This window comes from Aeromonas sp. S12(2024), from assembly GCF_041402305.1.
In the GTDB taxonomy this organism is placed as follows: Bacteria; Pseudomonadota; Gammaproteobacteria; order Enterobacterales; family Aeromonadaceae; genus Aeromonas; species Aeromonas veronii.
Map to the genome: position 1 here is coordinate 165667 of NZ_JBGLRB010000005.1, position 24485 is coordinate 190151.

General features: G+C 56.4%; 24 protein-coding genes and 2 tRNA genes. 8 read left to right on the plus strand and 18 right to left on the minus strand.

What is annotated here, in order from left to right; genetic code table 11:
* The first annotated feature begins 19 nt into the window (after positions 1-19).
* The 4 genes from ACB035_RS07085 to ACB035_RS07100 are packed head-to-tail and all read left to right on the plus strand — an operon-like array spanning position 20 to position 4184.
* Complete coding sequence (locus ACB035_RS07085; RefSeq protein WP_371166969.1) at positions 20-1774, plus strand: methyl-accepting chemotaxis protein; 1755 nt, start codon at positions 20-22, stop codon at positions 1772-1774.
* A 56-nt stretch (positions 1775-1830) separates the two neighbouring features.
* Positions 1831-2634: a protein-glutamate O-methyltransferase CheR gene (locus tag ACB035_RS07090; RefSeq protein WP_064338649.1), complete on the plus strand. Its 804-nt coding sequence runs from the start codon at positions 1831-1833 to the stop codon at positions 2632-2634.
* A gap of 3 nt (positions 2635-2637) precedes the next feature.
* Positions 2638-3129, plus strand: coding sequence for a chemoreceptor glutamine deamidase CheD (cheD, locus tag ACB035_RS07095; RefSeq protein WP_064338650.1), 492 nt, complete (start codon positions 2638-2640; stop codon positions 3127-3129).
* On the plus strand, positions 3126-4184 hold the full coding sequence (locus ACB035_RS07100) for a chemotaxis response regulator protein-glutamate methylesterase (RefSeq protein WP_005338795.1): 1059 nt from the start codon (positions 3126-3128) through the stop codon (positions 4182-4184). The genes cheD and ACB035_RS07100 overlap by 4 nt, the downstream gene beginning before the upstream one ends.
* A gap of 98 nt (positions 4185-4282) precedes the next feature.
* Here ACB035_RS07100 and pnp read toward each other — a convergent pair whose 3' ends face one another.
* The 15 genes from pnp to rlmE all read right to left on the minus strand — a co-directional run bounded on the left by pnp (position 4283) and on the right by rlmE (position 19673).
* A complete protein-coding gene (gene pnp, locus ACB035_RS07105) occupies positions 4283-6430 on the minus strand; it encodes a polyribonucleotide nucleotidyltransferase (RefSeq protein WP_019445917.1) in 2148 nt (715 codons plus the stop codon).
* Between the two features lie 167 nt (positions 6431-6597).
* Positions 6598-6867, minus strand: a complete 270-nt coding sequence (gene rpsO / locus ACB035_RS07110; protein ID WP_005338797.1) for a 30S ribosomal protein S15 — start codon at positions 6865-6867, stop codon at positions 6598-6600.
* A gap of 144 nt (positions 6868-7011) precedes the next feature.
* Complete coding sequence (truB, locus tag ACB035_RS07115; protein WP_005338798.1) at positions 7012-7962, minus strand: tRNA pseudouridine(55) synthase TruB; 951 nt, start codon at positions 7960-7962, stop codon at positions 7012-7014.
* A 1-nt stretch (position 7963) separates the two neighbouring features.
* Positions 7964-8401, minus strand: a complete 438-nt coding sequence (gene rbfA, locus ACB035_RS07120) for a 30S ribosome-binding factor RbfA (protein ID WP_005338799.1) — start codon at positions 8399-8401, stop codon at positions 7964-7966.
* A gap of 55 nt (positions 8402-8456) precedes the next feature.
* A complete protein-coding gene (infB, locus tag ACB035_RS07125) occupies positions 8457-11150 on the minus strand; it encodes a translation initiation factor IF-2 (protein WP_005338806.1) in 2694 nt (897 codons plus the stop codon).
* A gap of 20 nt (positions 11151-11170) precedes the next feature.
* Positions 11171-12673: a transcription termination factor NusA gene (gene nusA, locus ACB035_RS07130; protein ID WP_005338808.1), complete on the minus strand. Its 1503-nt coding sequence runs from the start codon at positions 12671-12673 to the stop codon at positions 11171-11173.
* 14 nt (positions 12674-12687) lie between these two features.
* The gene (gene rimP / locus ACB035_RS07135; protein ID WP_005338809.1) at positions 12688-13146 is read right to left on the minus strand and encodes a ribosome maturation factor RimP; all 459 of its coding nucleotides are present in this window, start codon (positions 13144-13146) and stop codon (positions 12688-12690) included.
* Between the two features lie 166 nt (positions 13147-13312).
* A tRNA-Met gene (locus tag ACB035_RS07140) sits at positions 13313-13389 on the minus strand.
* A 92-nt stretch (positions 13390-13481) separates the two neighbouring features.
* Positions 13482-13566, minus strand: a tRNA-Leu gene (locus ACB035_RS07145).
* Positions 13567-13573: 7 nt separating this feature from the next.
* Positions 13574-13900, minus strand: a complete 327-nt coding sequence (gene secG / locus ACB035_RS07150) for a preprotein translocase subunit SecG (RefSeq protein WP_005338811.1) — start codon at positions 13898-13900, stop codon at positions 13574-13576.
* The gene (gene tpiA, locus ACB035_RS07155) at positions 13901-14665 is read right to left on the minus strand and encodes a triose-phosphate isomerase (protein WP_279503662.1); all 765 of its coding nucleotides are present in this window, start codon (positions 14663-14665) and stop codon (positions 13901-13903) included.
* A gap of 131 nt (positions 14666-14796) precedes the next feature.
* Positions 14797-16131 (minus strand): phosphoglucosamine mutase, encoded by a 1335-nt coding sequence (glmM, locus tag ACB035_RS07160; RefSeq protein ID WP_005338823.1) that lies wholly within the window; start codon positions 16129-16131, stop codon positions 14797-14799.
* A gap of 15 nt (positions 16132-16146) precedes the next feature.
* Positions 16147-16992, minus strand: a complete 846-nt coding sequence (gene folP, locus ACB035_RS07165) for a dihydropteroate synthase (RefSeq protein ID WP_139405726.1) — start codon at positions 16990-16992, stop codon at positions 16147-16149.
* 59 nt (positions 16993-17051) lie between these two features.
* Positions 17052-18998 carry an ATP-dependent zinc metalloprotease FtsH gene (ftsH, locus tag ACB035_RS07170; protein WP_005343537.1) on the minus strand — a complete coding sequence of 649 codons (1947 nt, stop codon included), beginning with the start codon at positions 18996-18998 and terminating at the stop codon, positions 17052-17054.
* Between the two features lie 45 nt (positions 18999-19043).
* Positions 19044-19673 (minus strand): 23S rRNA (uridine(2552)-2'-O)-methyltransferase RlmE, encoded by a 630-nt coding sequence (gene rlmE, locus ACB035_RS07175; protein WP_005338828.1) that lies wholly within the window; start codon positions 19671-19673, stop codon positions 19044-19046.
* Positions 19674-19770: 97 nt separating this feature from the next.
* On the opposite strand from rlmE, the gene yhbY reads away from it, so the two are divergent.
* Together yhbY and ACB035_RS07185 are read left to right on the plus strand one after the other, a co-directional pair.
* Positions 19771-20067 (plus strand): ribosome assembly RNA-binding protein YhbY, encoded by a 297-nt coding sequence (gene yhbY, locus ACB035_RS07180; RefSeq protein ID WP_005338829.1) that lies wholly within the window; start codon positions 19771-19773, stop codon positions 20065-20067.
* A gap of 103 nt (positions 20068-20170) precedes the next feature.
* Positions 20171-20752 carry a PilZ domain-containing protein gene (locus ACB035_RS07185; protein ID WP_371166970.1) on the plus strand — a complete coding sequence of 194 codons (582 nt, stop codon included), beginning with the start codon at positions 20171-20173 and terminating at the stop codon, positions 20750-20752.
* Positions 20753-20828: 76 nt separating this feature from the next.
* On the opposite strand, the gene greA is transcribed toward ACB035_RS07185, so the two are convergent.
* The 3 genes from greA to pomA all read right to left on the minus strand — a co-directional run bounded on the left by greA (position 20829) and on the right by pomA (position 23119).
* On the minus strand, positions 20829-21305 hold the full coding sequence (greA, locus tag ACB035_RS07190) for a transcription elongation factor GreA (RefSeq protein WP_005343528.1): 477 nt from the start codon (positions 21303-21305) through the stop codon (positions 20829-20831).
* A gap of 156 nt (positions 21306-21461) precedes the next feature.
* Complete coding sequence (locus ACB035_RS07195) at positions 21462-22355, minus strand: flagellar motor protein MotB (RefSeq protein ID WP_031227624.1); 894 nt, start codon at positions 22353-22355, stop codon at positions 21462-21464.
* 5 nt (positions 22356-22360) lie between these two features.
* On the minus strand, positions 22361-23119 hold the full coding sequence (pomA, locus tag ACB035_RS07200; RefSeq protein WP_005338837.1) for a flagellar motor protein PomA: 759 nt from the start codon (positions 23117-23119) through the stop codon (positions 22361-22363).
* Positions 23120-23330: 211 nt separating this feature from the next.
* Between pomA and xseB the strand changes: the two genes are divergently transcribed.
* Both xseB and ispA read left to right on the plus strand, forming a co-directional pair.
* The gene (gene xseB / locus ACB035_RS07205; protein ID WP_005338838.1) at positions 23331-23582 is read left to right on the plus strand and encodes an exodeoxyribonuclease VII small subunit; all 252 of its coding nucleotides are present in this window, start codon (positions 23331-23333) and stop codon (positions 23580-23582) included.
* Positions 23583-24473, plus strand: coding sequence for a (2E,6E)-farnesyl diphosphate synthase (gene ispA, locus ACB035_RS07210; protein WP_042080637.1), 891 nt, complete (start codon positions 23583-23585; stop codon positions 24471-24473). It begins immediately after the preceding gene.
* Positions 24474-24485: the final 12 nt, after the last annotated feature.

The window sequence follows — 24485 nt, forward strand, 5'->3', positions numbered from 1 at the left end:
GCAGCATAAGGAAACGCTCATGACCCAATCACTCTTAGGAAAACTCTTCGGAGACAATGCCACCGAAGTGAGGCAGCGGACCCTGTTACTCGACGCAATCGGTCAACTGCAACACGCAGTCCTGGCAGAGCAGGTTCCAGCACCACTCGATCTTTCCGGTATGGATAGCCCCTTGCGTGAAGTAGGACATGCCATCAACGAGGTGGTCACCTTGCTCAGTGACAAGCTGGAACAAAGCCGCAACGACATTAAAAAGAACCAGGTGTTGCTCCATGAGAACCAGCTGGTTCGCAAAGCCCTCGACTGCGCCAGCACCAACGTGATGATTGCCGATACCAACCTCGACATTATCTATATGAACGAGGCAGTGACCGGCATGCTCAATCAGGCCGAGACCGACATCAAGAAAGAGCTATACAGCTTCAACGCCAATCAGCTGATGGGCGCCAACATCGACAGCTTTCATAAAAATCCCGGCCATCAGCGCGCCATGCTGGCCAAACTCAACAGCACCTACCGCACCCAGATACAGCTGGGGGGGCGCACCTTCTCCCTGATCGCCAATCCGGTCTTCAACGATACCGGAGAACGGTTGGGATCCGTGGTCGAATGGGCCGACAGAACCAAGGAGGTGATGATAGAGAAAGAGATGTCCGACATTGTGCAGGCCGTGATCAATGGCGAGCTGCACCGCAGGATGGAACTTGCTGGCAAGAGCGGCTTCTTTCAGGCGATGGGAGAAGGGATCAACCAGATTGCCGAAGTGATCGACAGCACCCTCAACGACGTCATCCGGGTCGTGCAATGTTTGGCAAAAGGTGATCTGACCCAACAGATTGAGGCGGACTACCCTGGCGTGTTTGGCACCACCAAGGATGCGCTCAACAAGACCATCGCTTCGCTCACCAACATCGTCACCGAAGTGCGCGGCGCCTCTGACAACCTCTCCAGTGCCGCCGAGCAGGTAAGCGCGACCGCCCAGTCGATCAGCCAATCCAGCAGTGAACAAGCCTCCAGCATGGAGGAGACCAGCGCTTCCATCGAGCAGATGAGCGCCAGCATCAACCAGAATACCGACAATGCCCAGGTCACCGATGGCATGGCCAGCAAGGCAGCCAAAGAGGCCGTAGAGGGAGGAGAAGCGGTCAAACTGACAGTGGATGCCATGAAGCAGATCGCCAGACGGATTGGCATCATCGATGACATCGCCTACCAGACCAATCTGCTGGCACTCAACGCTGCTATCGAAGCGGCGCGGGCAGGCGATCACGGCAAAGGCTTTGCCGTAGTGGCGGCAGAAGTGCGCAAACTGGCCGAACGCAGCCAGGTGGCAGCACAGGAGATTGGCGAGCTGGCCTCCAGCAGTGTCGAGATGGCGGAAAAAGCAGGTCGCCTGCTCGATCAAATGGTGCCCTCAATCAACAAGACCTCGGATCTGGTTCAGGAGATCAGTGCAGCTTCGGTTGAGCAATCCACCGGTGTCAGCCAGATCAATCAGGCCATGAACCAGCTGAGTCAGGTTACCCAGCAGAATGCCTCTTGCAGCGAAGAGCTGGCTGCCACAGCAGAAGAGATGAGCAGCCAGGCTGAACAGCTGCAGCTGGCCATGGAGTTCTTTACCCTGGAGGCCCACACCAAAGAAGGTAAAGCAGCCACCTCGCATCTTCACCCCAATACCCGAGGTCGCTTTATGAACGAGAGCACGGCCAACAGTCGGGAACGAGCCACCACAGTCCAACGCCCCACGGGCGATGGCGATTTTGTCCGGTTCTAGTCACGGGAGAGGCGTTGCCTCTCCCATCTCCGACAACACAGGTAGAGGGATAGTTTTTGTATCAAACCCAGCTGCATGATGATGAGTTCTCCCGTTTCCAACGCTGGCTTCATCAAACGGCGGGGATAGAGCTGTCTCCGGCCAAGAAGGCGCTGGTAGCCAGCCGCCTGGCGAAGCGACTCTGCCACTATGAGCTGGATAGTTATGACGACTACTTCCAGCTCATCATGAACGATCGCAGCAGCGAACTGCAGCTGGCGCTCGATCTCCTTACCACCAACGAAACCTACTTTTTCAGGGAGCCCAAACACTTCGAGTTTCTGACGCGGGAGATAGTCTCAACCCTCCCGCCAGAGCAATCGCTGCGAGTCTGGAGTGCCGCCAGTTCATCTGGCGAGGAGCCCTACAGTCTGGCCATGACCCTCGCGGAAAAACGCAGCACCTTCAACTGGGAGATCCTGGCCTCCGATATCTCGTCCCGGGTACTGGAACAGGCGATGAGCGGTCGCTACCCCATCGAGCGGGCGCAAAATATTCCACTGCCCTTTTTGATGAAATATTGCCTCAAGGGTGTGGGCCTGCAGGAGGGCATCTTCATCATCGATCGCAAGTTGCGGGACAAGGTGCAGTTCATGCAGATCAACCTCAATCAGGATCTGCCAGACATCGGCATGTTTGACGTCATCTTCATCAGAAACGTGATGATCTACTTCAACAAGGAGACCAAAGGGCAAGTTTTGCAGCGGCTGGTACCCAGACTCAAACCCGGTGGCTACCTGCTGGTGAGCCACGCCGAGAGCCTACATGGCCTGCACCACGGCCTGCAGCTTGTCTCTCCTTCCATCTATCAGAAGAGATAAGTCATGGCACGGGAGGTGATCCTGCAACCAGGAGAGCTCTTCTTTGGCAAGGAGGATGTGGTGGTCAGAACCGTACTGGGCTCCTGTATTGCCATCACCTTGTGGCATCCGGAGCAGAAACAGGGAGGAATGTGTCACTACATGCTGCCAAGTCGGCGCAATCCCTCAACCAAGCTGGATGGGCGCTATGCCGATGAGGCCCTCGCCTTGCTGCTGCAAGCGGCCAGTCACTATCCCGCCCCTATCCATGAATATGAGGCCAAGTTGTTCGGGGGTGGCAACATGTTTACCGAGCCTCAATACGCACAGAGCGACAACAATGTCGCCGCCAAAAATATTCAGGCAGCCTGGCAGCTGACCCGACACCTTGGCCTTGATATCAAGGCTCATCATCTTGGCCATAGCGGCCACCGAAGCTTGCTCTTTGAGCTCAGCAACGGCAGTGTCTGGCTCCGCCATCATCGTCTGCCACATCAACGGGAGTCGCGAGAATGAAGCAGATCCGGGTCATGCTGGTGGATGATTCCGCCGTGGTCAGACAGGTATTGCAAGCGGTGCTGGAGCAGGAGCCCGATATCCGGGTGATAGCCACGGCATCGGATCCCCTGTTTGCCCAGGAAAAACTGAAGAAAGAGTGGCCTGACGTCATCGTGCTCGATGTGGAGATGCCCCGTATGGATGGCATCACCTTTCTCACCAAGATCATGGCAGAGCATCCAACCCCGGTGGTGATCTGCTCCTCCCTCACCGAAAAGGGGGCCGAGACCACCCTGCAGGCAATGGCTGCCGGCGCGGTGGACATCATCACCAAGCCGACCATGGGGATAAAAAGCTTTCTGCAAGAATCTGCCCACGACCTGGCTATGGCGGTACGTGCTGCGGCCCAGGCCAATCTCAAGCGCGTGGGCAAGCCATCCTCTGTGCCGGTCAGCACCAAACTCAACGCAGATGCCATGCTGGCGCCCAACCAGCACGCCATGGCACAAACCACCGAGCGGCTCATCGCCATCGGCACCTCGACCGGCGGCACCCAGGCGCTGGAAGCCGTGCTGACTGCCTTGCCCCGGGTCAGCCCCGGTATCGTCATCGTGCAGCACATGCCAGAGAAATTTACCGCCATGTTTGCCGAACGCCTGAACGGGGTCTGCCAGATAGAAGTGCGGGAGGCGAGGAACAATGACCGGGTGATCCCGGGGCTGGCGCTGATTGCCCCCGGAGGCAAGCATATGCTGCTCAAACGCAGCGGTGCCTACTATCACGTCGAGGTGGTCGACGGGCCGCTTATCAACCGCCATCGCCCCTCGGTGGATGTGCTGTTTCGCTCCGTTGCAAAATATGCCGGCAAGAATGCCACCGGCATCATCATGACCGGCATGGGGGATGACGGAGCCCGGGGATTGCGCGAGATGCTGGATGCGGGTGCCAACACCTATGCCCAGGATGAGGCTTCCTGCGTGGTCTTCGGCATGCCCAAGGAGGCGATCAAGCTGGGAGCTGCCCGTCATGTGCTCCCCTTGCAAGAGATGCAATACGCCATCCTCGGCAAGTAATCCCTTATTGCGCGTTTTGACCATAAAAAAATCCGGCTCCCATTGGGGAGCCGGACTTTTTACATCAACCGGAACCGATCCGGTATCAGGCGAGCAGATTACTCTGCAGCAGGCGCTTCTTCTGCGGCCGGAGCGGCATCAGCAGCAGGTACAGTTGCTTCGGTCGGGGCGTTCGCTTCCTTGATGGAGAGACGTACGCGGCCCTGACGATCCACTTCCAGTACCTTCACCTTGACCACGTCACCGATGGTCAGGTGGTCAGCCACGTTCTGCACGCGAGCGTCGGTGATCTGGGAGATGTGTACCAGACCATCTTTGCCCGGCAGAATGTTGACGAATGCACCGAAATCGGCCAGACGAACAACTTTACCTTCATAGATGCGGTTCACTTCGATCTCGGCGGTGATGGCCTCGATGCGACGGATCGCTTCCATGGCGGCTTCGTTGGCCACAGCGGAGATACGTACAGTGCCGTCATCATCCAGCTCGATGTTGGTGCCGGTCTCTTCGGTCAGCGCTCGGATCACGGAACCACCCTTACCGATCACGTCCTTTATCTTCTCAGGATTGATCTTGATGGTGTGGATACGCGGTGCGAAATCGGAGATCTGGGCACGGGGAGCTTGGATTGCTTCATCCATCACTTTCAGGATATGCAGACGAGCGCCACGAGCTTGCTTCAGCGCAATCTCCATGATCTCTTTGGTGATGCCTTCGATCTTGATGTCCATCTGCAGCGCGGTCACACCTTCGGTGGTACCGGCTACTTTGAAGTCCATGTCGCCCAGGTGATCTTCGTCACCCAGGATGTCGGACAGCACGACGAAACCTTCTTCTTCCTTCACCAGACCCATGGCGATACCGGCAACGGAGGCCTTGATCGGCACACCGGCATCCATCAGCGCCAGAGAGGAACCACAAACAGACGCCATGGAGGAGGAGCCGTTGGATTCGGTGATTTCAGACACCACGCGCACCACGTACGGGAACTCGGCGGCGCTCGGCATCACGGCAGCAACGCCGCGCTTGGCCAGACGGCCGTGACCGATTTCACGACGCTTCGGGCTACCCATCATGCCGGTCTCACCGACACAGTATGGCGGGAAGTTGTAGTGCAGCATGAAACGATCGGCACGGTTGCCGGTCAGCTCGTCGATGTTCTGGGCATCACGCTCGGTCCCCAGAGTGGCGACCACGATGGCCTGAGTTTCACCACGGGTGAACAGGGCAGAGCCGTGAGCACGGGGCAGAATACCGGTACCTACGCTCAGGGCGCGAATCATTTCCGGATCGCGACCATCGATACGCGGCTCACCACGTACTACGCGACCACGAACGATGCGGCTTTCCAGGCTGTGGAACTCTTCGCCGATCTTCTTGGCATCTTCTTCCACACCGGAAGCGATAACTTGCTCAACCACACGACCCTTGATGGCCGCGATGGTTTCGTAACGAACAGCCTTCTCGGTGATGCGGTAGGCTTCACCCAGTTCGGCGCTCGCCAGCTCGGCAACCTTCGCTTTCAGAGCTTCGTTGACGGCAGGCGGAGTCCAGTCCCACGGCTTGGTGCCGACGGCAGCGGCAAACTCGTTGATCGCATTGATCACGGTCTGCATCTGCTCGTGACCGTATACCACGGCGCCCAGCATCACTTCTTCGGAAAGGATGGCCGCTTCGGACTCAACCATCAGTACCGCGTTGGCAGTACCGGCAACCACCAGATCCAGATCGCTCTGCGGCAGTTCGGTGGTGGTCGGGTTCAGCACATACTGACCGTTCATGTAACCCACGCGAGCAGCACCGATCGGGCCGCCAAACGGGATACCGGAGATGGCCAGTGCAGCAGAGGCACCGATCATGGCAACGATGTCGGGGGATACGGCCGGATTCACGGACATTACGGTCGCAACGACCTGAACCTCATTGAGGAAGCCTTCCGGGAACAGCGGACGAATAGGACGGTCGATCAGACGGGAGATGAGGGTCTCGCCTTCGCTCGGACGGCCTTCACGACGGAAGAAACCACCCGGGATACGACCAGCAGCATAGGTACGCTCCTGGTAGTTGACGGTCAGCGGGAAGAAATCACGGCCGTGATCGGCCTCTTTCTTGCCGACTACGGTCACAAATACGCAGGTATCGTCCATGCTGACCATAACGGCCGCAGTGGCTTGACGGGCCATCACACCGGTTTCCAGAGTGACGGTGTGTTGACCGTACTGGAATGACTTTACAATAGGATTCACGTGAATTTCCTTTTTACAATTTGGCTCTTTAAATTCGCGCACAAGTATACTTGATTCGATGCAAAAGGTAAGCGGCGACGCGAATTCTGTGAAGCAGGCAACGGCTTGAAGAGCAATAAAAAAGGGGAACCTGACGGTTCCCCTTTTTCGCGAAATCTGATGGTCGATTAACGACGCAGACCCAGCTTGGCGATCAGAGCAGCATAACGCTCGGAATCTTTACGCTTCAGGTAGTCCAGCAGCTTACGACGCTGGGAAACCATGCGCAGCAGACCGCGACGACCGTGGTGGTCCTTGGAGTGCTCTTTGAAGTGACCTTGCAGATGGTTGATCTGGGCAGTCAGCAGGGCAACTTGCACTTCGGGGGAACCGGTGTCGTTGGCGCAACGAGCGTTGTCAGCAACGATTTGAGCTTTGATCTCAGCATTTAGAGACATGGTAATACTCCAGTAGAGTGTTTAAAGGTTCACAGCCAATCTCTAATTCAGCCGTGAAATGAGGGCGGTATCATAATCGTCCCCGCCCCTTTTCGCAACGATAAAGAGGCGAAACGGGAAAGACGCCCTGATACCGCCTGAGGATCACTCCTCGTCGTGATAACGCACCAGTCGCTTGGGAGCGACGCGGCCATCATCATCAATCTCGCCAACCCCGATGAACTCGCGCTCCGGGCCGACCGTCATGCGAACCTGACCGCTTTGCGGCGCACCCGCTACCTGCACGGCCTGGCCCTGATTCACATAGGCAGCCACAACCGCCAGCATGTTCACCTCGGGCAAACTTGCTACGGCGGTGTCCATCGGCAGCAACAGCGGATCCAGCTGCTCGCGCGGCGGGATGCTCTCGGCCTTGGCCTGCTCGAAGATGCACTCGAGTTGCTCCAGAGTCAGCATCCGCTCGTACGGATAGCTGGCCACCTGGGTACGGCGCAACTGGGTCACGTGGGCGCCACAACCCAGCACTTCACCCAGATCATCAACCAGAGAGCGGATGTAGGTGCCCTTGCTGCAGTGCACTTCAAGGCGCACTTCATCACCTTCGAAGCTCAGCAGTTTGAGCTCGAATACGGTGATGGGACGGGCTTCACGCTCAATTTCGATACCTTCGCGGGCATATTCGTAGAGCGGACGGCCGTTGTGCTTGAGCGCGGAGTACATGGAGGGCACCTGCATGATGGGGCCGCGGAACTGGTCCAGCGCCTCGATCAGGGTACCGACAGCCACGTTCACCGGACGGGTGGAGACCACCTCACCATCAGAGTCGCTGGTGTTGGTGCGCTCGCCCAGTTTGGCGGTCACCTCATAGCGTTTGTCCGCTTCCAGCAGATACTGGGAGAACTTGGTGGCCTCGCCGAGGCAGATCGGCAGCATGCCGGTCGCCAGCGGATCCAGTGCGCCGGTGTGACCGGCCTTGGCGGCGTTGTAGATGCGCTTGACCTTCTGCAACACATCGTTGGAGGTCAGGCCGGTCGGCTTGTCCAGCAGCAGAATGCCGTGCACATCACGGCCCTTGAAACGACGTCTTCGGGTCATCTCAGGCTTTATCCTCAGTCGTGTCATCCGGTGCGGATTCAGCTTCTTCATCACGGCCGGATTCGGCCATGCGACGCTTGTCTTCACGCACAGTGTTGGTCACCAGGTTGGAGAGACGCATCCCCTCGACCAGGGTCTGGTCGTAGTAGAAACGCAGCTCGGGCACCACGCGCAGACGCATGGCACTGCCCAGCAGACTACGGATATATCCGGCTGCTTCGGTCAGACCCTGCAAGCCTTCCTTGATGCGCTCGGCATCATTTTCCAGCTGCAAGAAGGTGACGTAAATCTTGGCATAGTTGAGGTCACGGGACACTTCCACATCGGAAACGGTCACCATGCCGATGCGCGGGTCTTTCACCTCGCGCTGCAGGATCAGCGCAATTTCACGCTGGATCTGCTGTCCGACCCGACGGGTCCGGCTGAATTCTCTGGCCATATTCTATCCTGCGATAAAAGGGGGCCGCGGCCCCCTATTTTGTCTAACTCTCGGCTTACAGAGTCCGTTGGATTTCAACAGTCTCGTAAACTTCGATCTGGTCGCCTTCGCGCACGTCGTTGTAGTTCTTGACCGCGATACCACACTCGTAGCCGTTGCGAACTTCGTTGACGTCATCCTTGAAGCGGCGCAGGGATTCCAGCTCGCCTTCATAGATAACCACGTTGTCACGCAGAACGCGGATACGGTTGGAACGCTTGACCACACCTTCGGTAACCATACAGCCGGCAACGGCGCCGAACTTCGGAGACTTGAAGACGCTACGCACTTCAGCCAGACCGATGATTTCCTGACGATACTCAGGGGCCAGCTTGCCGCTCATGGCCTGCTTCACTTCGTCGATCAGGTCATAGATGACGGAGTAGTAACGCAGATCCAGGCTCTCGGATTCGATGACCTTGCGCGCAGATGCGTCGGCACGGACGTTGAAACCAACCAGGATGGCGCTGGAAGCAGCAGCCAGGGTCGCGTCGGTTTCGGTGATACCACCTACGCCGGAACCCACGATCTTCACCTTCACTTCGTCGGTGGAGAGTTTGACCAGCGCATCGCAGATCGCTTCCACAGAACCTTGTACGTCGGCCTTGATCACCACGTTCACTTCGGACACTTCGCCCTCGGTCATGTTGGCGAACATGTTTTCCAGCTTGGCCTTCTGCTGGCGAGCCAGCTTGACTTCGCGGAACTTGCCCTGACGATAGAGCGCCACTTCACGGGCTTTCTTCTCGTCACGGACAACGGTGGCTTCGTCACCGGCAGAGGGAACACCGGACAGACCCAGAATTTCCACCGGCAGGGACGGACCCGCTTCCTTGATCTCGCGACCCAGTTCGTCACGCATGGCGCGAACACGGCCGTACTCGAGACCACACAGAACGATGTCGCCCTGACGCAGAGTACCTTCTTGTACCAGTACGGTCGCAACCGGACCACGACCTTTATCCAGGAAGGATTCGATCACGACGCCGTTGGCCATGCCATCAACCACCGCTTTCAGCTCCAGTACTTCAGCCTGGATCAGGATGGCTTCCAGCAGGTCGTCGATGCCTTCGCCAGACTTGGCGGACACGTGCACGAACTGGCAGTCTCCACCCCAATCTTCGGACATGACGTTGTAACGGGCCAGTTCGGTCTTGACGCGATCCGGATCCGCTTCCGGCTTGTCGATCTTGTTGACCGCCACAACCAGCGGCACACCGGCAGCCTTGGCGTGCTGGATAGCTTCGATGGTTTGCGGCATCACGCCGTCGTCAGCTGCAACAACCAGAACAACGATATCGGTCGCCTTGGCACCACGAGCACGCATGGAGGTAAACGCCGCGTGACCAGGGGTATCCAGGAAGGTGATCATGCCACTGTCGGTCTGGACGTGGTAAGCACCGATATGCTGGGTAATACCACCGGCTTCGCCAGCAGCAACCTTGGCTTTACGAATGTAGTCGAGCAGCGAGGTCTTACCATGGTCAACGTGACCCATGATGGTAACGACCGGTGCGCGCGGCTTGGCTTCGGAGGTCTCGTCACGATCGGACAGTACCGCCTCTTCCAGCTCGTTCTCACGACGCAACACAACCTTGTGACCCATCTCCTCGGCGACCAGCTGAGCGGTCTCCTGATCGATCACCTGGTTGATGGTGGCCATGGCACCCATCTTCATCATCACCTTGATGACTTCAACGCCCTTGACGGCCATCTTGTTGGCCAGCTCGGCCACAGTGATGGTCTCGCCGATGACGACGTCGCGGTTCACCACGGCAGCCGGCTTGTTGAAGCCGTGCTTCATGGCGTTCGGCATTGCGACCTTGCCGCGCTTGCCTTTGCGGGCACGCGGGTTGCGAGAGTCGCGATCATCTTCACGACGACCGGCTTTCTTCGGTGCCTTGGCAGCTGCGGCAGTGCGGCGGCTGGTCTCTTCTTTCCGATCCAACTCGTCTTCTGCGGCTTGCGCATGCTTGTTGGTGGTCAGATGGTAGTCGCTGCTCTCTTTGGCGCGAGCGGCCTCTTCTTCAGCCCAGCGGGCTGCGTTCTGTTCCGCCATGAGACGAGCCTCTTCGGCTTTCTTCGCGGCGAGTTCTTCAGCTTTTTTCAAAGCTGTTTGTTCCTGTTGGCGCTTCAGTTCTTCTGCTTCGCGCTTGGCCATCTTTTCTGCCTCTTGCTGAGCTGTGCTACTGGCTGCTTTGGCGGGCTGTGAAGCCTGTCGAGCCTTTGATTGTGCCTCGATCCGCGCCTTTTCCTCAGCTTCACGACGAGCTTGCTCAGCCTCACGGCGAGCCTTCTCTTCAGCTTCGAGACGGGCCTTCTCTTCGGCCTCGCGACGAGCTTTTTCTTCTGCTTCCAAACGCGCTGTTTCCTCGGCTTCCGCCTGACGCTGTTCATCTTCCAGCGCCGAGCGTCTTACATAGGTGCGAGACTTGCGCACTTCTACCTGCACTTCCTTGTTCTTGCCGCCAGTCCCCTGAACACTGATGGTGCTCTTGGTCTTGCGCTGCAAGGTCATGCGGGCAGGAGCGGCGACCTCGTCACCTCCATGCTGTTTCTTCAGGTGTGCCAGCAGAGCCTGTTTCTCAGACTCGCTGACCATGTCGTCGGCCTTGCTCTTGCTGATACCGGCATCGACAAACTGCTGGAGAAGACGATCAACCGGTGTGTCGATGTCAGTGGCAAGTTGTTTGACTGATACTTCTGCCATTCATTTTCCTCCGTTTGATCTTACTCGGACTGCTCTTCTCCGAACCAACAGATATTGCGAGCAGCCATAATGAGCTCACCTGCCTTCTCGGCAGTCAGCCCTTCAATATCAGCAAGGTCATCGATACCTTGCTCAGCCAAATCTTCCAGGGTGCCCACGCCACGGCCCGCCAGAGCGTAAGCCAGTTCGCGGCTCAGACCGTTCAGATTGAGCAGCTCTTCGGACGGCTCAACGCCATCGAAAGACTCTTCTTTGGCCAGTGCCTTGGTAGTCAGGGCATCTTTGGCGCGCTTGCGCAGCTCTTCGACCATGTCTTCATCCAGACCGTCGATAGCCAGCAGCTCGTTGACCGGTACAAAGGCGATCTCTTCCAGGGTAGAGAAGCCCTCTTCCATCAGCAGACCGGCGAAATCGTCGTCGATATCCAGAGTGCTGGTGAACAGGTTCATGATGCGGTCGTTTTCGGCCTGGTGCTTGGCACGCATGTCCTCAACGGTCATCACGTTCAGCTCCCAACCGGTCAGCTGGGAGGCCAGACGCACGTTCTGACCATTGCGACCGATGGCCTGAGCCAGGTTGGCAGCTTCCACGGCGATATCCATGGTGTGGTTGTCTTCATCAACGATGATGGAGGCCACATCGGCAGGTGCCATGGCATTGATCACGTACTGGGCCGGGTTGTCATCGTACAGCACGATGTCTGCACGCTCACCGCTCAGCTCGGCGGAGACAGCTTGCACACGGGCACCACGCATACCGATACAGGCACCGATCGGGTCGATACGACGATCGTTGGTCTTCACCGCGATCTTGGCGCGGGAACCCGGATCACGGGCAGCGCCCATGATTTCGATCATCTCTTCACCGATCTCCGGTACTTCGATACGGAACAGCTCTTTCAGGAAGTCCGGGCTGGAACGGCTGACAAAAAGCTGGGAACCACGGGCTTCCGGACGCACTGCATACAGCAGGCCACGGACACGGTCGCCCGGGCGGAAGGTTTCACGCGGCAGCATGTCATCACGGAAGATCACGGCTTCAGCATTGCTGCCCAGATCCAGGATGACGTTGTCGCGGTTGCTCTTCTTGACCACACCACTGATGATGGTGCCTTCTTTATCTTTAAACTGATCAACTACTTGTGAACGCTCGGCTTCGCGCACTTTCTGCACGATAACCTGCTTGGCGGTCTGGGTAGTGATACGGTCGAAGGTCACAGAGTCAATCTGGTCTTCAACATACTCACCGATCTGGATTTCCGGCTGATCGATCTGCGCCGCTTCCAAGGTGATTTCCGCGTAGGGGTTCTCCATCGCGGCTTGATCCGCAATGACTACCCAGCGGCGATAAGTGTCGTAGTCACCGGTCTTGCGATCGATTTCGACCCGAACTTCAATCTCGCCTTCATATTTCTTCTTGGTCGCAGTCGCCAGCGCGGTTTCCAGAGCCTGGAAGATCTTCTCGCGGGGTACCGCTTTCTCGTTGGATACTGCGTCAACGACCAGCAAAATCTCTTTATTCATATCCGATAGCCTCGTTAACCAAAGTTCGGCACTATGTTCGCTTTTTGGATATTGGTGAAAGCCAACACGTCGTCCTTACCATCTACTGTCAGGGTGATCATGTCGCCTTGCACAGCTTTGATTACGCCTTTGAACTTGCGGCGGTTGTTTGTTGCCATCCGAAGCGTTACCGCCGCCTCTTGGCCAACGTATTTTTCGAAATGGGCAACCTTGAACAGGGGACGATCCAGGCCTGGGGAGGATACCTCGAGGTAGTACTCCTCGGTGATGGGATCTTCGACGTCCATGATGGCGCCAACCTGATGGCTGACTTCAGCACAGTTCTCGACAGTCACACCCTGCTCGCCGTCGATATAGACACGCAAGGTGGAGTGTTTACCCGCGCGGATAAACTCAATACCCCAAAGTTCAAAACCCAAGGCAACGACCGGAGCCTCGAGCAGATCGGTCAAACGTTGTTCCAACGTAGCCAAAGTCACCCTCCGAAAAACAAAAAAAGGGCATAAAGCCCAGATAGATATCGATTCAGAGTAAATTGCACATAACAAAAAGCCCCGATGTCAAATCGGGGCTTGGCGCTTTACCCTGATTGTCGCCTCGCAGCGACCGCCTTCCTGAGCGTAGGAAATGCGTGAAATTTGGTTGCGGGGGCCGGATTTGAACCGACGACCTTCGGGTTATGAGCCCGACGAGCTACCATGCTGCTCCACCCCGCGTCCGAAATCGTGCGAGATTATAGCCACTTCACTCTCTCGATACAAGACTGACTGGCTATAATACACTCGGTTTCCCGAGCTCACTGCTTAATTGGTGCCGTGGGCGGGACTCGAACCCGCACACCCTAGAGCACTACCCCCTCAAGATAGCGTGTCTACCAATTCCACCACCACGGCAAAACTCTTACTCGGGAACGTCAGTATCTTTCTTCACTGGCGCTTTGGTCTGCTCAACCTGTTGGGTTTGTTGCAGATTTTCCCACTCACTACCCTGCTTTACCTTATTGCTGGACATAGATCCAAGCACCAGGCTGATAACGAAAAACAGAGTAGCCAAAATTGCTGTTGTTCGGGTCAGGAAACTGCCTGAACCACCGGAGCCGAATACTGTGTTCGATGCCCCTGCGCCGAAGGAGGCGCCCATATCAGCCCCTTTACCTTGCTGAATCATCACCAGACCAATCAGAGCCAGTGAAACCAGCAGATAAACGACTAGAAGAATCTCGTACATTTAACTTGCACCCTTTGCCGCTTCAACAATTCCTAAAAACGCATCGCTATCGAGGCTTGCTCCGCCAATCAGTCCGCCATCAATATCGGGCTGTGCAAACAAATCTCTCGCGTTGCTCGGCGTTACGCTCCCACCATAGATGATTCTAACTTTCTCACCTATTACCGGAGTATCCTCCGCCAAGCGACCACGTATAAAGGAATGAACCTCTTGTGCCTGCTCGGGTGTGGCGCATTTACCTGTACCTACAGCCCAAATCGGCTCGTAGGCGATGATAGCATTATCGAAAGCCATCGCGCCATTTTTCTCTATGACGATATCCAGCTCTTCAGCGATCACCTCGAAGGCTCTTCTCGCCTGCCTAGCCGCACCTGATTCACCTAAACAGAGGATTGGAATCAAGCCTGCCGCTCTGGCTGCCGCAAACTTCTCTGCGACGATAAAACTGGTCTCACCAAAGAGACGCCTGCGCTCGGAGTGCCCTACCAATACGTAATGACACCCTGCCTCTACCAGCATCCGACACGAGATTTCTCCAGTGTAAGCGCCAGTCGCGTGCTGACTCACATTCTGAGCCCCCAACTTTATTACCTTCTGCTCATTAAGCAGTGAAGCGCTAAAGTCGAGATGCACATGGGAAGGACAGAGAACCACATCTACTTTTCCGTCAACGCCGTTTAGGCACTGACTCGTAAACTGCTCTAACTGCGACTTACTACCGTGCAACTTCCAGTTGGCTGCTACAAACGGCTTGCGATGTCCCATCGGCAACTCCCTTGCGAAAGCGGGGCTGATAATATCCAGAGGATGCTCAGCTGACAAGTGCTATTTTTAAATTTTTGAATCGTTTGAACAAGATACAACCAGGGCGGCTAAAAAGCCGCCCCAACTGTTCATTAAAACGCCGATTCAACCTGCTTGGCGATGCGCTGAGCCATATCACGCACCTGCTGTTCATGCTCCCCTTCGACCATGACCCGGATCAGCGGTTCGGTACCTGATTTACGCAACAGTACGCGACCACGACCAGCCAGCTCCTGTTCCACCTTGGCAACCTCAGCCATGACAGCATCAGCGGCCAGCGGATCCTTGCCTTCGGCAAAGCGAACATTCACCAGCACCTGCGGGAACTTGCTCATGCCGGAGCGCAGCTTGGCAAGCGGCATCTCGGCACTGCGCATGGCGGTAAGTACCTGCAAGGCGGCCACGATGCCATCACCCGTAGTGGTTTGATCAAGACAGATAATGTGGCCGGAGTTCTCGCCACCGATGCGCCAGCCCTTCTCTTCCATCATCTCCAGCACATAGCGGTCACCCACCTTGGCACGGGCAAACGGAATACCCAGGGTTTGCAGCGCCAGCTCCAGACCCATGTTGGCCATCAGGGTGCCGACGACACCGCCTTTGAGTCGACCATTGCGCAGGGCATCGCGCGCGATGATATAGAGCACTTCATCACCGTCGATGAGATAGCCGGTATGGTCGACCATGATCAGACGGTCACCATCACCATCAAAGGCAACCCCCAGATCGGCCTTGCACTCCAGCACCTTGGCAACCAGTGCGTCAGGCGCAGTCGAACCGACACCATCGTTGATGTTGAGACCATCCGGGGCACAGCCCATGGTGATCACTTCGGCACCCAGCTCGCGGAAAACCGACGGCGCAATGTGGTAAGTGGCGCCGTGGCCACAGTCGACCACCATTTTCACCCCATCCAGATTCATGTGGGAGGGGAAGGTGCTCTTGCAAAATTCGATATAGCGACCGGCGGCATCATCAATGCGCACCGCTTTGCCAAGTTCGGCAGACTCGACACACTTGAGCTCGTGATCCAGCTCGGCTTCGATCGCCAGCTCGACATCATCGGGCAGCTTGGTGCCATCGGCGGAGAAGAACTTGATGCCGTTGTCATAGAAGGGGTTGTGGGAAGCGCTGATGACGATGCCAGCTTCGGCACGGAAGGTGCGAGTCAGGTAGGCAACCGCCGGTGTTGGCATGGGTCCCATCAGAATGGCTTTAAGGCCTGCCGCGGAGAGCCCCGCTTCCAGCGCGGATTCCAGCATGTAACCGGAGATGCGGGTATCTTTGCCAATCAGCACCTTTTTGGTGCCCTTCTTGGAGAGCACCTTGCCGGCAGCCCAACCCAATTTCATTACAAAATCAGGGGTGATCGGGTATTCGCCAACCTTGCCGCGCACACCATCGGTACCGAAATACTTTCTTGCCATTGTCTGTTCTCTTTATTATTTGGAAATAAAATCTTGTCCCGTCATTGCCAGCCAACCGACGCGCAATGCGTCCATGGTCTCCCGTACATCGTGTACCCTGATGATGCGGGCCCCATGCTGCATGCCGATAAGGGCGCATGCCAGACTGCCCGCCAGACGCTCATCCACCGGACGGCCCAGCAGGTTGCCTATCATAGACTTTCGCGACATCCCCACCAATAGCGGCAAGCCATAATCAAGCAGTTCCTTTTGAGCCGCCAACAGCTGATAGTTGTGTGCAAGGGTTTTGCCAAAGCCATATCCCGGATCCAGCAACAGCTCTTCACGACGGATCCCGACCGCCAGACAAGCCGCAATACGCTCATCAAAGAAGGCGCGTACCTCCCCAATCAGGTCGTCATAGTGCGGCTCGACTTGCATGGTTCTCGGCTGCCCCTGCATATGCATCAGACAGACCGGAACCCGCGCTTCGGCCGCGGCCTGCAGCGCTCCAGGCTCTTGCAGCGCCCGCACATCGTTGATCAGATGGGCACCCGCCTTGCAACCCTCCCGCATCACAGCCGCTTTGGAGGTATCGAGGGAGATCATCACATCCAGCTCACGAACCATCTGCTCCACGACAGGAATGACCCTGTCCAGCTCCTCCTGCTCGCTCACATCGGGCGCGCCAGGGCGGGTTGACTCGCCACCGATGTCGATGAGGGTCGCACCGTCAGAGACCATCTGGCGCGCATGGGCCATTGCCCGTTCAAACTGGTTGAAATTACCGCCATCGGAGAAGGAGTCGGGCGTCACATTGAGGATCCCCATCACATGGGGACGATCGAGGGAGAGGCTGAGCCCCTTGCTGGTTAACTGCATTTTCACGTCCATCTGATAAAGAAAAACCCCGGGCAAGCCCGGGGTTTGGAGAGTCACAATTATTTGGCCGGAGCGTCGTTGGCTTTGTCGATAGTGACATCCGCCACCGGTGCAGCCTCATCGGCAGGCTTGGCCTCGGCAGCCACGGTGGAACCGCCTTGCGGGGTATCACCGTGCTCGTCATGCCAGTTGCTCGGAGCACGAACCTCGCGACGGGCCATCAGATCATCGATCTGCTTGGCATCGATGGTTTCGTACTTCATCAGCGCATCTTTCATGCTGTGCAACACGTCCATATTATCCAGCAGGATCTGCTTGGAACGGGCGTAGTTGCGGTCGATGACCTGCTTGACTTCGGCATCGATAACGCGAGCGGTATCGTCGGACATGTGCTTGGCCTTGGCCATGCTGCGACCGAGGAACACCTCGCCATCTTCTTCCGCATAGAGCATTGGGCCGAGACGCTCGGACATACCCCACTGGGTCACCATCTTGCGTGCAATGTCGGTCGCCCGCTCGATATCGTTGGACGCGCCGGTCGATACCTTCTCGGCACCATAGATCAGCTCTTCTGCCAGGCGACCGCCATACAGGCTGGAGATCATTGACTCCAGATGCTGCTTGGAGTGGCTCCAGCGATCCTGCTCCGGCAGATACATGGTCACACCCAGCGCACGACCGCGCGGAATGATGGAGACCTTGTAAACCGGGTCATGATCCGGAACCAGACGACCAATGATGGCGTGACCAGCCTCATGATATGCAGTCATCTCTTTCTCGGACTCTTTCATCACCATGGAGCGGCGTTCCGCACCCATCATGATCTTGTCCTTGGCCTTCTCGAACTCGGCCATGGAGACCACTCGGCGGCTCTCACGGGCGGAGAAGAGGGCAGCTTCGTTGACCAGGTTGGCCAAATCCGCACCGGAGAAACCGGGGGTACCACGGGCAATCAGTGCCGGATTCACGTCATCCGCCAACGGAACTTTGCGCATGTGCACTTTCAGGATCTGCTCGCGACCACGGACATCCGGCAGACCGACCACAACCTGACGGTCGAAACGGCCCGGACGCAGCAGTGCCGGATCCAGTACGTCAGGACGGTTGGTGGCAGCGATGACGATAATGCCTTCATTGCCTTCAAAGCCATCCATCTCGACCAGCATCTGGTTAAGGGTCTGCTCACGTTCATCGTGACCACCACCCAGACCGGCGCCACGCTGACGACCGACCGCATCAATTTCATCGATGAAGATGATGCAGGGGGAAGATTTCTTGGCCTGTTCGAACATGTCACGCACCCGGGAGGCACCAACACCGACGAACATCTCCACGAAATCGGAACCTGAGATGGTGAAGAACGGCACCTTGGCCTCGCCCGCAATGGCCTTGGCCAGCAGGGTCTTACCGGTACCGGGAGGACCCACCAGCAGCACACCGGTCGGGATCTTGCCACCCAATTTCTGGAATTTGCTCGGGTCGCGCAGATAGTCGACCAGCTCCTTCACCTCTTCCTTGGCTTCATCGCAACCTGCAACATCAGCAAAGGTGGTCTTGATCTGATCTTCGCTCATTAGGCGAGCCTTGCTCTTGCCGAACGACATGGCACCTTTGCCACCGCCGCCCTGCATCTGACGCATGAAGAAGACCCAGACACCGATCAGCAGCAGCATCGGGAACCAGGAGATGAAGATAGAGGTCAACAGAGACGGCTCTTCCGGCTTCTCGCCCATCACTTTGACATTGTGATTGAGCATGTCGTTGAGCAGCTGGGGATCCGGCGCAGGGATGATGGTGGTAAATCGTTCACCAGTACGCTTGACGCCATTAATGACCTTACCGTCCATCCGTACTTCACGGATCTGCTCTTGGGTCACCTCTTTAACGAAGCTGGAATAGTCCAGCTGGCGACTGGTGGTATCGCTGGGGCTGAAGCTATTGAACACCGACATCAAAACGACGGCGATGACCAGCCACAGGATTAAGTTTTTCGCCATGTCACTCAAATCAGTAACCTCGCAGACTGACAGTTAACGATGAAGGTTAGGGTACTACAGTTTAAAACCGGTAGCCACAATGTAGACTTCCCGTGATCTGGCGCGGGATGAGTCTGGTTTACGAATTTTGACAGCGGAGAAAAGTTTACGAATTTCATTGAGATAGGCATCAAAGCCCTCTCCCTGAAACACCTTCACTACGAAACTGCCGTCACTACGCAATACCTGATTGCACATGTCCAGTGCCAGCTCGACCAGATACATGGCGCGAGCCTGATCCACCTGCTGGGTACCGCTCATGTTGGGCGCCATATCAGACATCACGACATCGACCTTGTCGGGACCCACTCGCTCCAGCAAAGCGCCGAGTACAGTTTCCTCCCGAAAGTCCCCTTGCAGGAAATCGACACCAGCAATGGGATCCATCGGCAAAATGTCACATGCGATAACGCGACCCGAATCACCAACCTGTTCAACCGCAAACTGGGACCAACCACCGGGGGCTGCACCCAAATCCACTACGGTCATGCCATGTTTCAGCAAGCGATCCTTGCCCTGGATCTCGTCAATCTTGAAAACAGCACGAGAACGCAGGCCCATTTTCTGGGCTTTTTTGACGTATTGATCGTCGAAATGTTCTTTTAACCAGCGAGTTGAACTGGGGGAACGTTTTTTCTGGGTCATGATAATCGACTTTAAAAAACCACAAGGGTTATTAGTATTAAGGGCTAAGTGGGGGTAGAATACGCCCCTTTCAACCCTGACTTATGAAGAAATTGCGATGATTCTCAACAATAAACAGAAACAGTACCTCAAGGGCCTTGCCCATAGCCTCAAGCCTGTCGTCCTGCTGGGTCAGCATGGTCTGACCGAAGGTGTACTGGCCGAGATCGATCTGGCACTGAACCATCACGAGCTGATCAAGGTTAAGGTTGCCTCTGAAGATCGCGAAATGAAACAACTGGTTATGGATGCTATCGTCCGTGAAACCGGTTCAATCAAGGTGCAAAGCATGGGTCATGTGCTGACCATTTATCGTCAAGCCAACGAACCCAAAATCCAGCTGCCCCGCAAGTAAAAGGAAAGAGCATCGCTCTTTCCTTATTCCACTTCTTCCCGAGTCGCTTGCCAAAGTAGTCGCAAAGCCCTTAACCTGCGATGAATACTTCCGGACACGCATTATGGCTCACCATCCTATTCTGACCGACGATGAGCTGGCCATGCTGCGGGACTTGGGGAGCAATCAGGACACCCATGTTCTGAGTGGTCACCTCGATGCCCCCATGCTTGGCTTGCTGCAAAAAGCCGAACACCTTGTACTCGAAGCCCGCTTCGCAGGCCATCAGCTGCGTTTTCCCCTGAGCTTTACCCAAGGGGAAGATGGCTTCGTCGAGCCCCGGTTATCTGCACCGGTCATCAGGGAGCTGGGGTTTGCCCAACCGCGCGCCTGGCGTCTCACCCAAAAAGCCAAGCTATGCAGCGAACTGGGCCTGTTTCAGGTACTCAGCCTCTCCCTCAACGGCCTCATCGTGGAAAATTTGCCAATCGACATGGTGGCCGATACCCCCATCAACGGCGAGCTCTGCATCGAGCAAGAGGACCCTCTTCCACTGCAGGGACGACTGGTAAGGCGCATCAAAACCAATGCCGACCATGCCACCTGGGCACTGAGCTTTCAGATGAGCGAAAACAACATCGAACGGCTGCGCCACTGGTTGTTTCAGCGCCATCAGGACGCCTTTACCGAGGCGTATCTGTCCTGATTTTTATCAATAATCACATAGATAAAGACAAACAGGGGAGCGTAAGCCCCCCTGTTTCATTGTCTGTAGCATTAGCTTAGATATAAGCAACTTCCAGCACTTCGTATTCCACATCGCCAGCAGGGGTCTTTACGATTGCAACATCGTCCACTTCCTTGCCAATCAGGGCGCGGGCAATGGGGGAGTTGACAGAGATGAGGTTCTGTTTGATATCAGCCTCATCATCACCCACGATGCGGTAAACCACCTCTTCCTCTGTCTCGCTCTTGAGCAGAGTCACAGTCGCGCCAAAAATAACGCGGCCGTTGTTGGTCATCTTGGTGACATCGATCACCTGCGCATTGGAGAGCTTGGCTTCAATCTCCTGAATGCGGCCTTCACAGAACCCCTGCTGCTCGCGAGCGGCATGGTATTCGGCGTTTTCCTTCAGATCACCGTGCTCACGGGCATCGGCAATCGCTTCGATAATCTGGGGACGAAGCTCGGTCTTGAGATAATCGAGCTCTTCGCGCAGCTTCTCAGCGCCGCGAACAGTCATCGGAGTATGATTCATAGTCGAAACCTGGGTTGCTTGAAAATAGAAACTGCGGCCATCTGCAAGGAGGCCGCAGCAATCGGTTCGGATGAGGCATCTTAATATGAAGCCAACACAAAATCCACGTCAGCCCCCTGATGCAGATCCCACTTGCGTCATCGACATTCCCCTCGCTTACTTCCCTTCCGGTACGGAAATGGGGGCCGAAACGGTCGGTTTGCCCTGCATGATGGCGATCTCCACCCGCCGGTTCATCCGACGATTTTCCGGGGTGGTATTGGGCACCAATGGCTGGGAATCCGCCATCCCCTGCACCACCAGTCGCCCCTGATCAAAACCGGGGACCTTCAGCATCTGGTGCGCCACCGCCACCGCCCGTTGCGACGACAACTCCCAGTTGGACTGGAACAGCTCATCTTCGGTCGCCACGTTGTCGGTGTGACCGGAGATGGTGATTTCACCCGGCACATCCTTGAGCAGGGTCGCGACCTTGCGAATGACCGGCCAGAACTGTGGCTGCAAAAATGCCGAACCGGCCGGGAAAGACGCTTTTTCCCTGATCCGGATGATGATCTGCTGGCCCAGCGCCTCAATTTCGATGGCGCCATCCTGGATCTGATCTTTCATCTGCTCGGCGAGGGCTTTGGCCAGGGTATTGGACTGTTCTTGCGCCTTCTTTGCATCCTGCGCGGTATCGCCCCCCGTCTGCTTGCCATCACTCTTGTCCTGACCACCTGCCTGATCCGCCTCGCCGGGCAGAAACTCCAGTTCGGTCTGAGTCATATCGATGGTCTGCTGCATCACGGTATCAATCGGCGTGGGCTCAGGGCGACCGGGCCTGAACTCCTGGGCAATCACCGAGGTTCCCTTGGGAATATCTTTCACCTCAAGGATGTTCTGCACTCCGAAAGCATTCTTCATAGAGCCCGCGATCTGCTTGAACTTGAGTACGTCCATCTCGGCAAAGGAGAGCAGCAGCACGAAGAAGCACATCAGCAGCGACATCAGGTCGGCAAAGGTGCCCATATAGGCAGGAAGACCGGGGGGGGGACATTTGCAATCAGACATGGTACCTACTCCGCGCCGGTATTGCGTTTGGACTGGCTCAGATAGTTCTGCAGCATGGACTGGATCACCCGCGGGTTCTGGCCATCCTGAATCCCCATAATGGCATCAAGGATCAGGGTACGACTGAGCTTCTCCTCCCCGCTGCGCAGCTCCAGCTTGTCAGCAATAGGAATAGCGATCATGTTGGCCTCAATCGCTCCGTACAGGGTGGTAAGCAAGGCCACCGCCATTGCCGGACCGATCGATTTGGGGTCACTCATATTTGACAACATGGCCACCAAGCCCACCAACGTACCTATCATCCCCATGGCTGGGCCCAGATCCCCAAGGGTACGGAAGACCTTGATGGCAATGACATGGCGCTCGGCTGTCAGGTCGATATCCTTTTCCATCACGGCGCGCACCACTTCGGCATCGTGACCATCCACCAGCATGTCGATCCCTTTTTTCATAAATGCATTGGGGATCTCTGCTGCCTCCAGCGCCAGAAAGCCCCCTTTGCGAGCCGCGTCAGCCAGTTCAACGGCTTTGGCGATCAGGTCGTCGAGCTTGTCGCCCTTATACATAAAGGCTTTGCCTGCCACCTTGAAAGCCAGAAAAAACTGCCCGATATTGAACTTCATCATGGCGATGAAGATTGAGCCAAGAATAGTGATATAGACCGATGGCATATCGATAAACATGCTCAACGAGCCACCGAGGATCATGCCGTAAATCACGACACCGAATCCTAAAACGATACCTAACAAGCTCCCTAGATCCACGTCCCTACTCCTGTCACCGGTTCTTATGCCTAATTATAGTTTGTTGAATTTTCTGCTATTGCGACCCTAGCGGCAAGCATGCATCCACTGAGAATGATGGCTCATTATCGGCCAGTTTAGCGAGAGTTTGAGGGGGCAATGCTTTTCTGCCTCCCCCCTGTGGACGGTCGATGTTAATATAAGCCGTTTTTTTCAATCCCCGAGGATGGACATGGCCAGTAAAAAAATCGACCGTCTGAGTTTTGATGCCACTCTGGAAGAGCTGGAAACCATCGTTCATCAGCTGGAACAAGGTTCCCTACCCCTGGAAGAGGCACTCAAGCAGTTCGAGCAGGGAGTTCATCTGGTACGGGCCGGTCAGCAAAAGCTGGAACTGGCCGAACAGAAGATCCAGATCCTGCTCAGTCAAGCCGATGGCAGTGACCAGCTCGCCCCCTTCCAGCCAGAACAAGGAGAGGAGTGAGTGGCGCTGGACCATTTTTCCCGTCTGCATCGTCAGCGTATTGACGACTGTCTGTCAGCACAACTTGAATCCTTGCCCGCCATGGCGCCGCGCCTGCGCGATGCCATGAGTTATGGCTTGCTGCTGGGCGGCAAGCGGGTTCGCCCGTTTCTGGTCTACGCGGTCGGCGAGATGCTGGGCGTCAAGAGCGAACTGCTGGATGGCCCTGCGGCTGCAGTGGAGTGCATCCACGCCTACTCCCTGCTGCACGATGACCTGCCCGCCATGGATAACGACGACCTGCGTCGTGGTCAGCCAACCGTTCACAAGGCGTTTGACGAAGGAACCGCCATTCTGGCCGGTGATGCGCTGCAGACCCTGGCGTTCTCCATTCTGGCCGATCACCCCATGCCCGATACCTTGATGGCCAACCGGGTGCGGATGCTGAGTACCCTCGCCCGCGCCTCCGGCTATCTCGGTATGTGTGGCGGTCAAGCGCTGGACCTGCAGGCCGAAGGGCGCCAGATCACGCTTGCCGAACTGGAGCAGGTACACCGCCACAAGACCGGTGCGCTGATTGAATGCGCCGTGGCGCTCGGCGCCCTGTGCAAAGCCGATGTCGATGACGCCACGCTGGCTGCACTGCAAACCTACGCAGCCGCGATTGGCCTCGCCTTTCAGGTGCAGGATGACATCCTCGACATCACAGGTGATACCGCCACCCTGGGCAAGCCGCAAGGTTCTGACCTGGCGCTGGAGAAAAGTACCTATCCGGCCCTGCTCGGACTCGAAAATGCCCGTGAGCTGGCTCGCGAACTGCATGGGAAAGCCTTAACAGCCCTGCAATCCTTGCCCTACAATACCGACATTCTGGAAGCGTTTGCCGATTACATCATCGAGCGAACCCACTAAACGCTGGATAAC

Coding starts and splice junctions, on each gene's coding strand:
- glmM (WP_005338823.1), bottom strand. CDS start 16,131: ATGGCAAGAAAGTATTTCGGTACCGATGGTGTGCGCGGCAAGGTTGGC.
- ACB035_RS07085 (WP_371166969.1), top strand. CDS start 20: ATGACCCAATCACTCTTAGGAAAACTCTTCGGAGACAATGCCACCGAA.
- ACB035_RS07185 (WP_371166970.1), top strand. CDS start 20,171: ATGGCTCACCATCCTATTCTGACCGACGATGAGCTGGCCATGCTGCGG.
- yhbY (WP_005338829.1), top strand. CDS start 19,771: ATGATTCTCAACAATAAACAGAAACAGTACCTCAAGGGCCTTGCCCAT.
- cheD (WP_064338650.1), top strand. CDS start 2,638: ATGGCACGGGAGGTGATCCTGCAACCAGGAGAGCTCTTCTTTGGCAAG.
- ACB035_RS07100 (WP_005338795.1), top strand. CDS start 3,126: ATGAAGCAGATCCGGGTCATGCTGGTGGATGATTCCGCCGTGGTCAGA.
- tpiA (WP_279503662.1), bottom strand. CDS start 14,665: ATGGGACATCGCAAGCCGTTTGTAGCAGCCAACTGGAAGTTGCACGGT.
- infB (WP_005338806.1), bottom strand. CDS start 11,150: ATGGCAGAAGTATCAGTCAAACAACTTGCCACTGACATCGACACACCG.
- secG (WP_005338811.1), bottom strand. CDS start 13,900: ATGTACGAGATTCTTCTAGTCGTTTATCTGCTGGTTTCACTGGCTCTG.
- nusA (WP_005338808.1), bottom strand. CDS start 12,673: ATGAATAAAGAGATTTTGCTGGTCGTTGACGCAGTATCCAACGAGAAA.
- rlmE (WP_005338828.1), bottom strand. CDS start 19,673: ATGACCCAGAAAAAACGTTCCCCCAGTTCAACTCGCTGGTTAAAAGAA.
- folP (WP_139405726.1), bottom strand. CDS start 16,992: ATGCAGTTAACCAGCAAGGGGCTCAGCCTCTCCCTCGATCGTCCCCAT.
- truB (WP_005338798.1), bottom strand. CDS start 7,962: ATGACCCGAAGACGTCGTTTCAAGGGCCGTGATGTGCACGGCATTCTG.
- greA (WP_005343528.1), bottom strand. CDS start 21,305: ATGAATCATACTCCGATGACTGTTCGCGGCGCTGAGAAGCTGCGCGAA.
- rpsO (WP_005338797.1), bottom strand. CDS start 6,867: ATGTCTCTAAATGCTGAGATCAAAGCTCAAATCGTTGCTGACAACGCT.
- ACB035_RS07195 (WP_031227624.1), bottom strand. CDS start 22,355: ATGTCTGATTGCAAATGTCCCCCCCCCGGTCTTCCTGCCTATATGGGC.
- rbfA (WP_005338799.1), bottom strand. CDS start 8,401: ATGGCCAGAGAATTCAGCCGGACCCGTCGGGTCGGACAGCAGATCCAG.
- xseB (WP_005338838.1), top strand. CDS start 23,331: ATGGCCAGTAAAAAAATCGACCGTCTGAGTTTTGATGCCACTCTGGAA.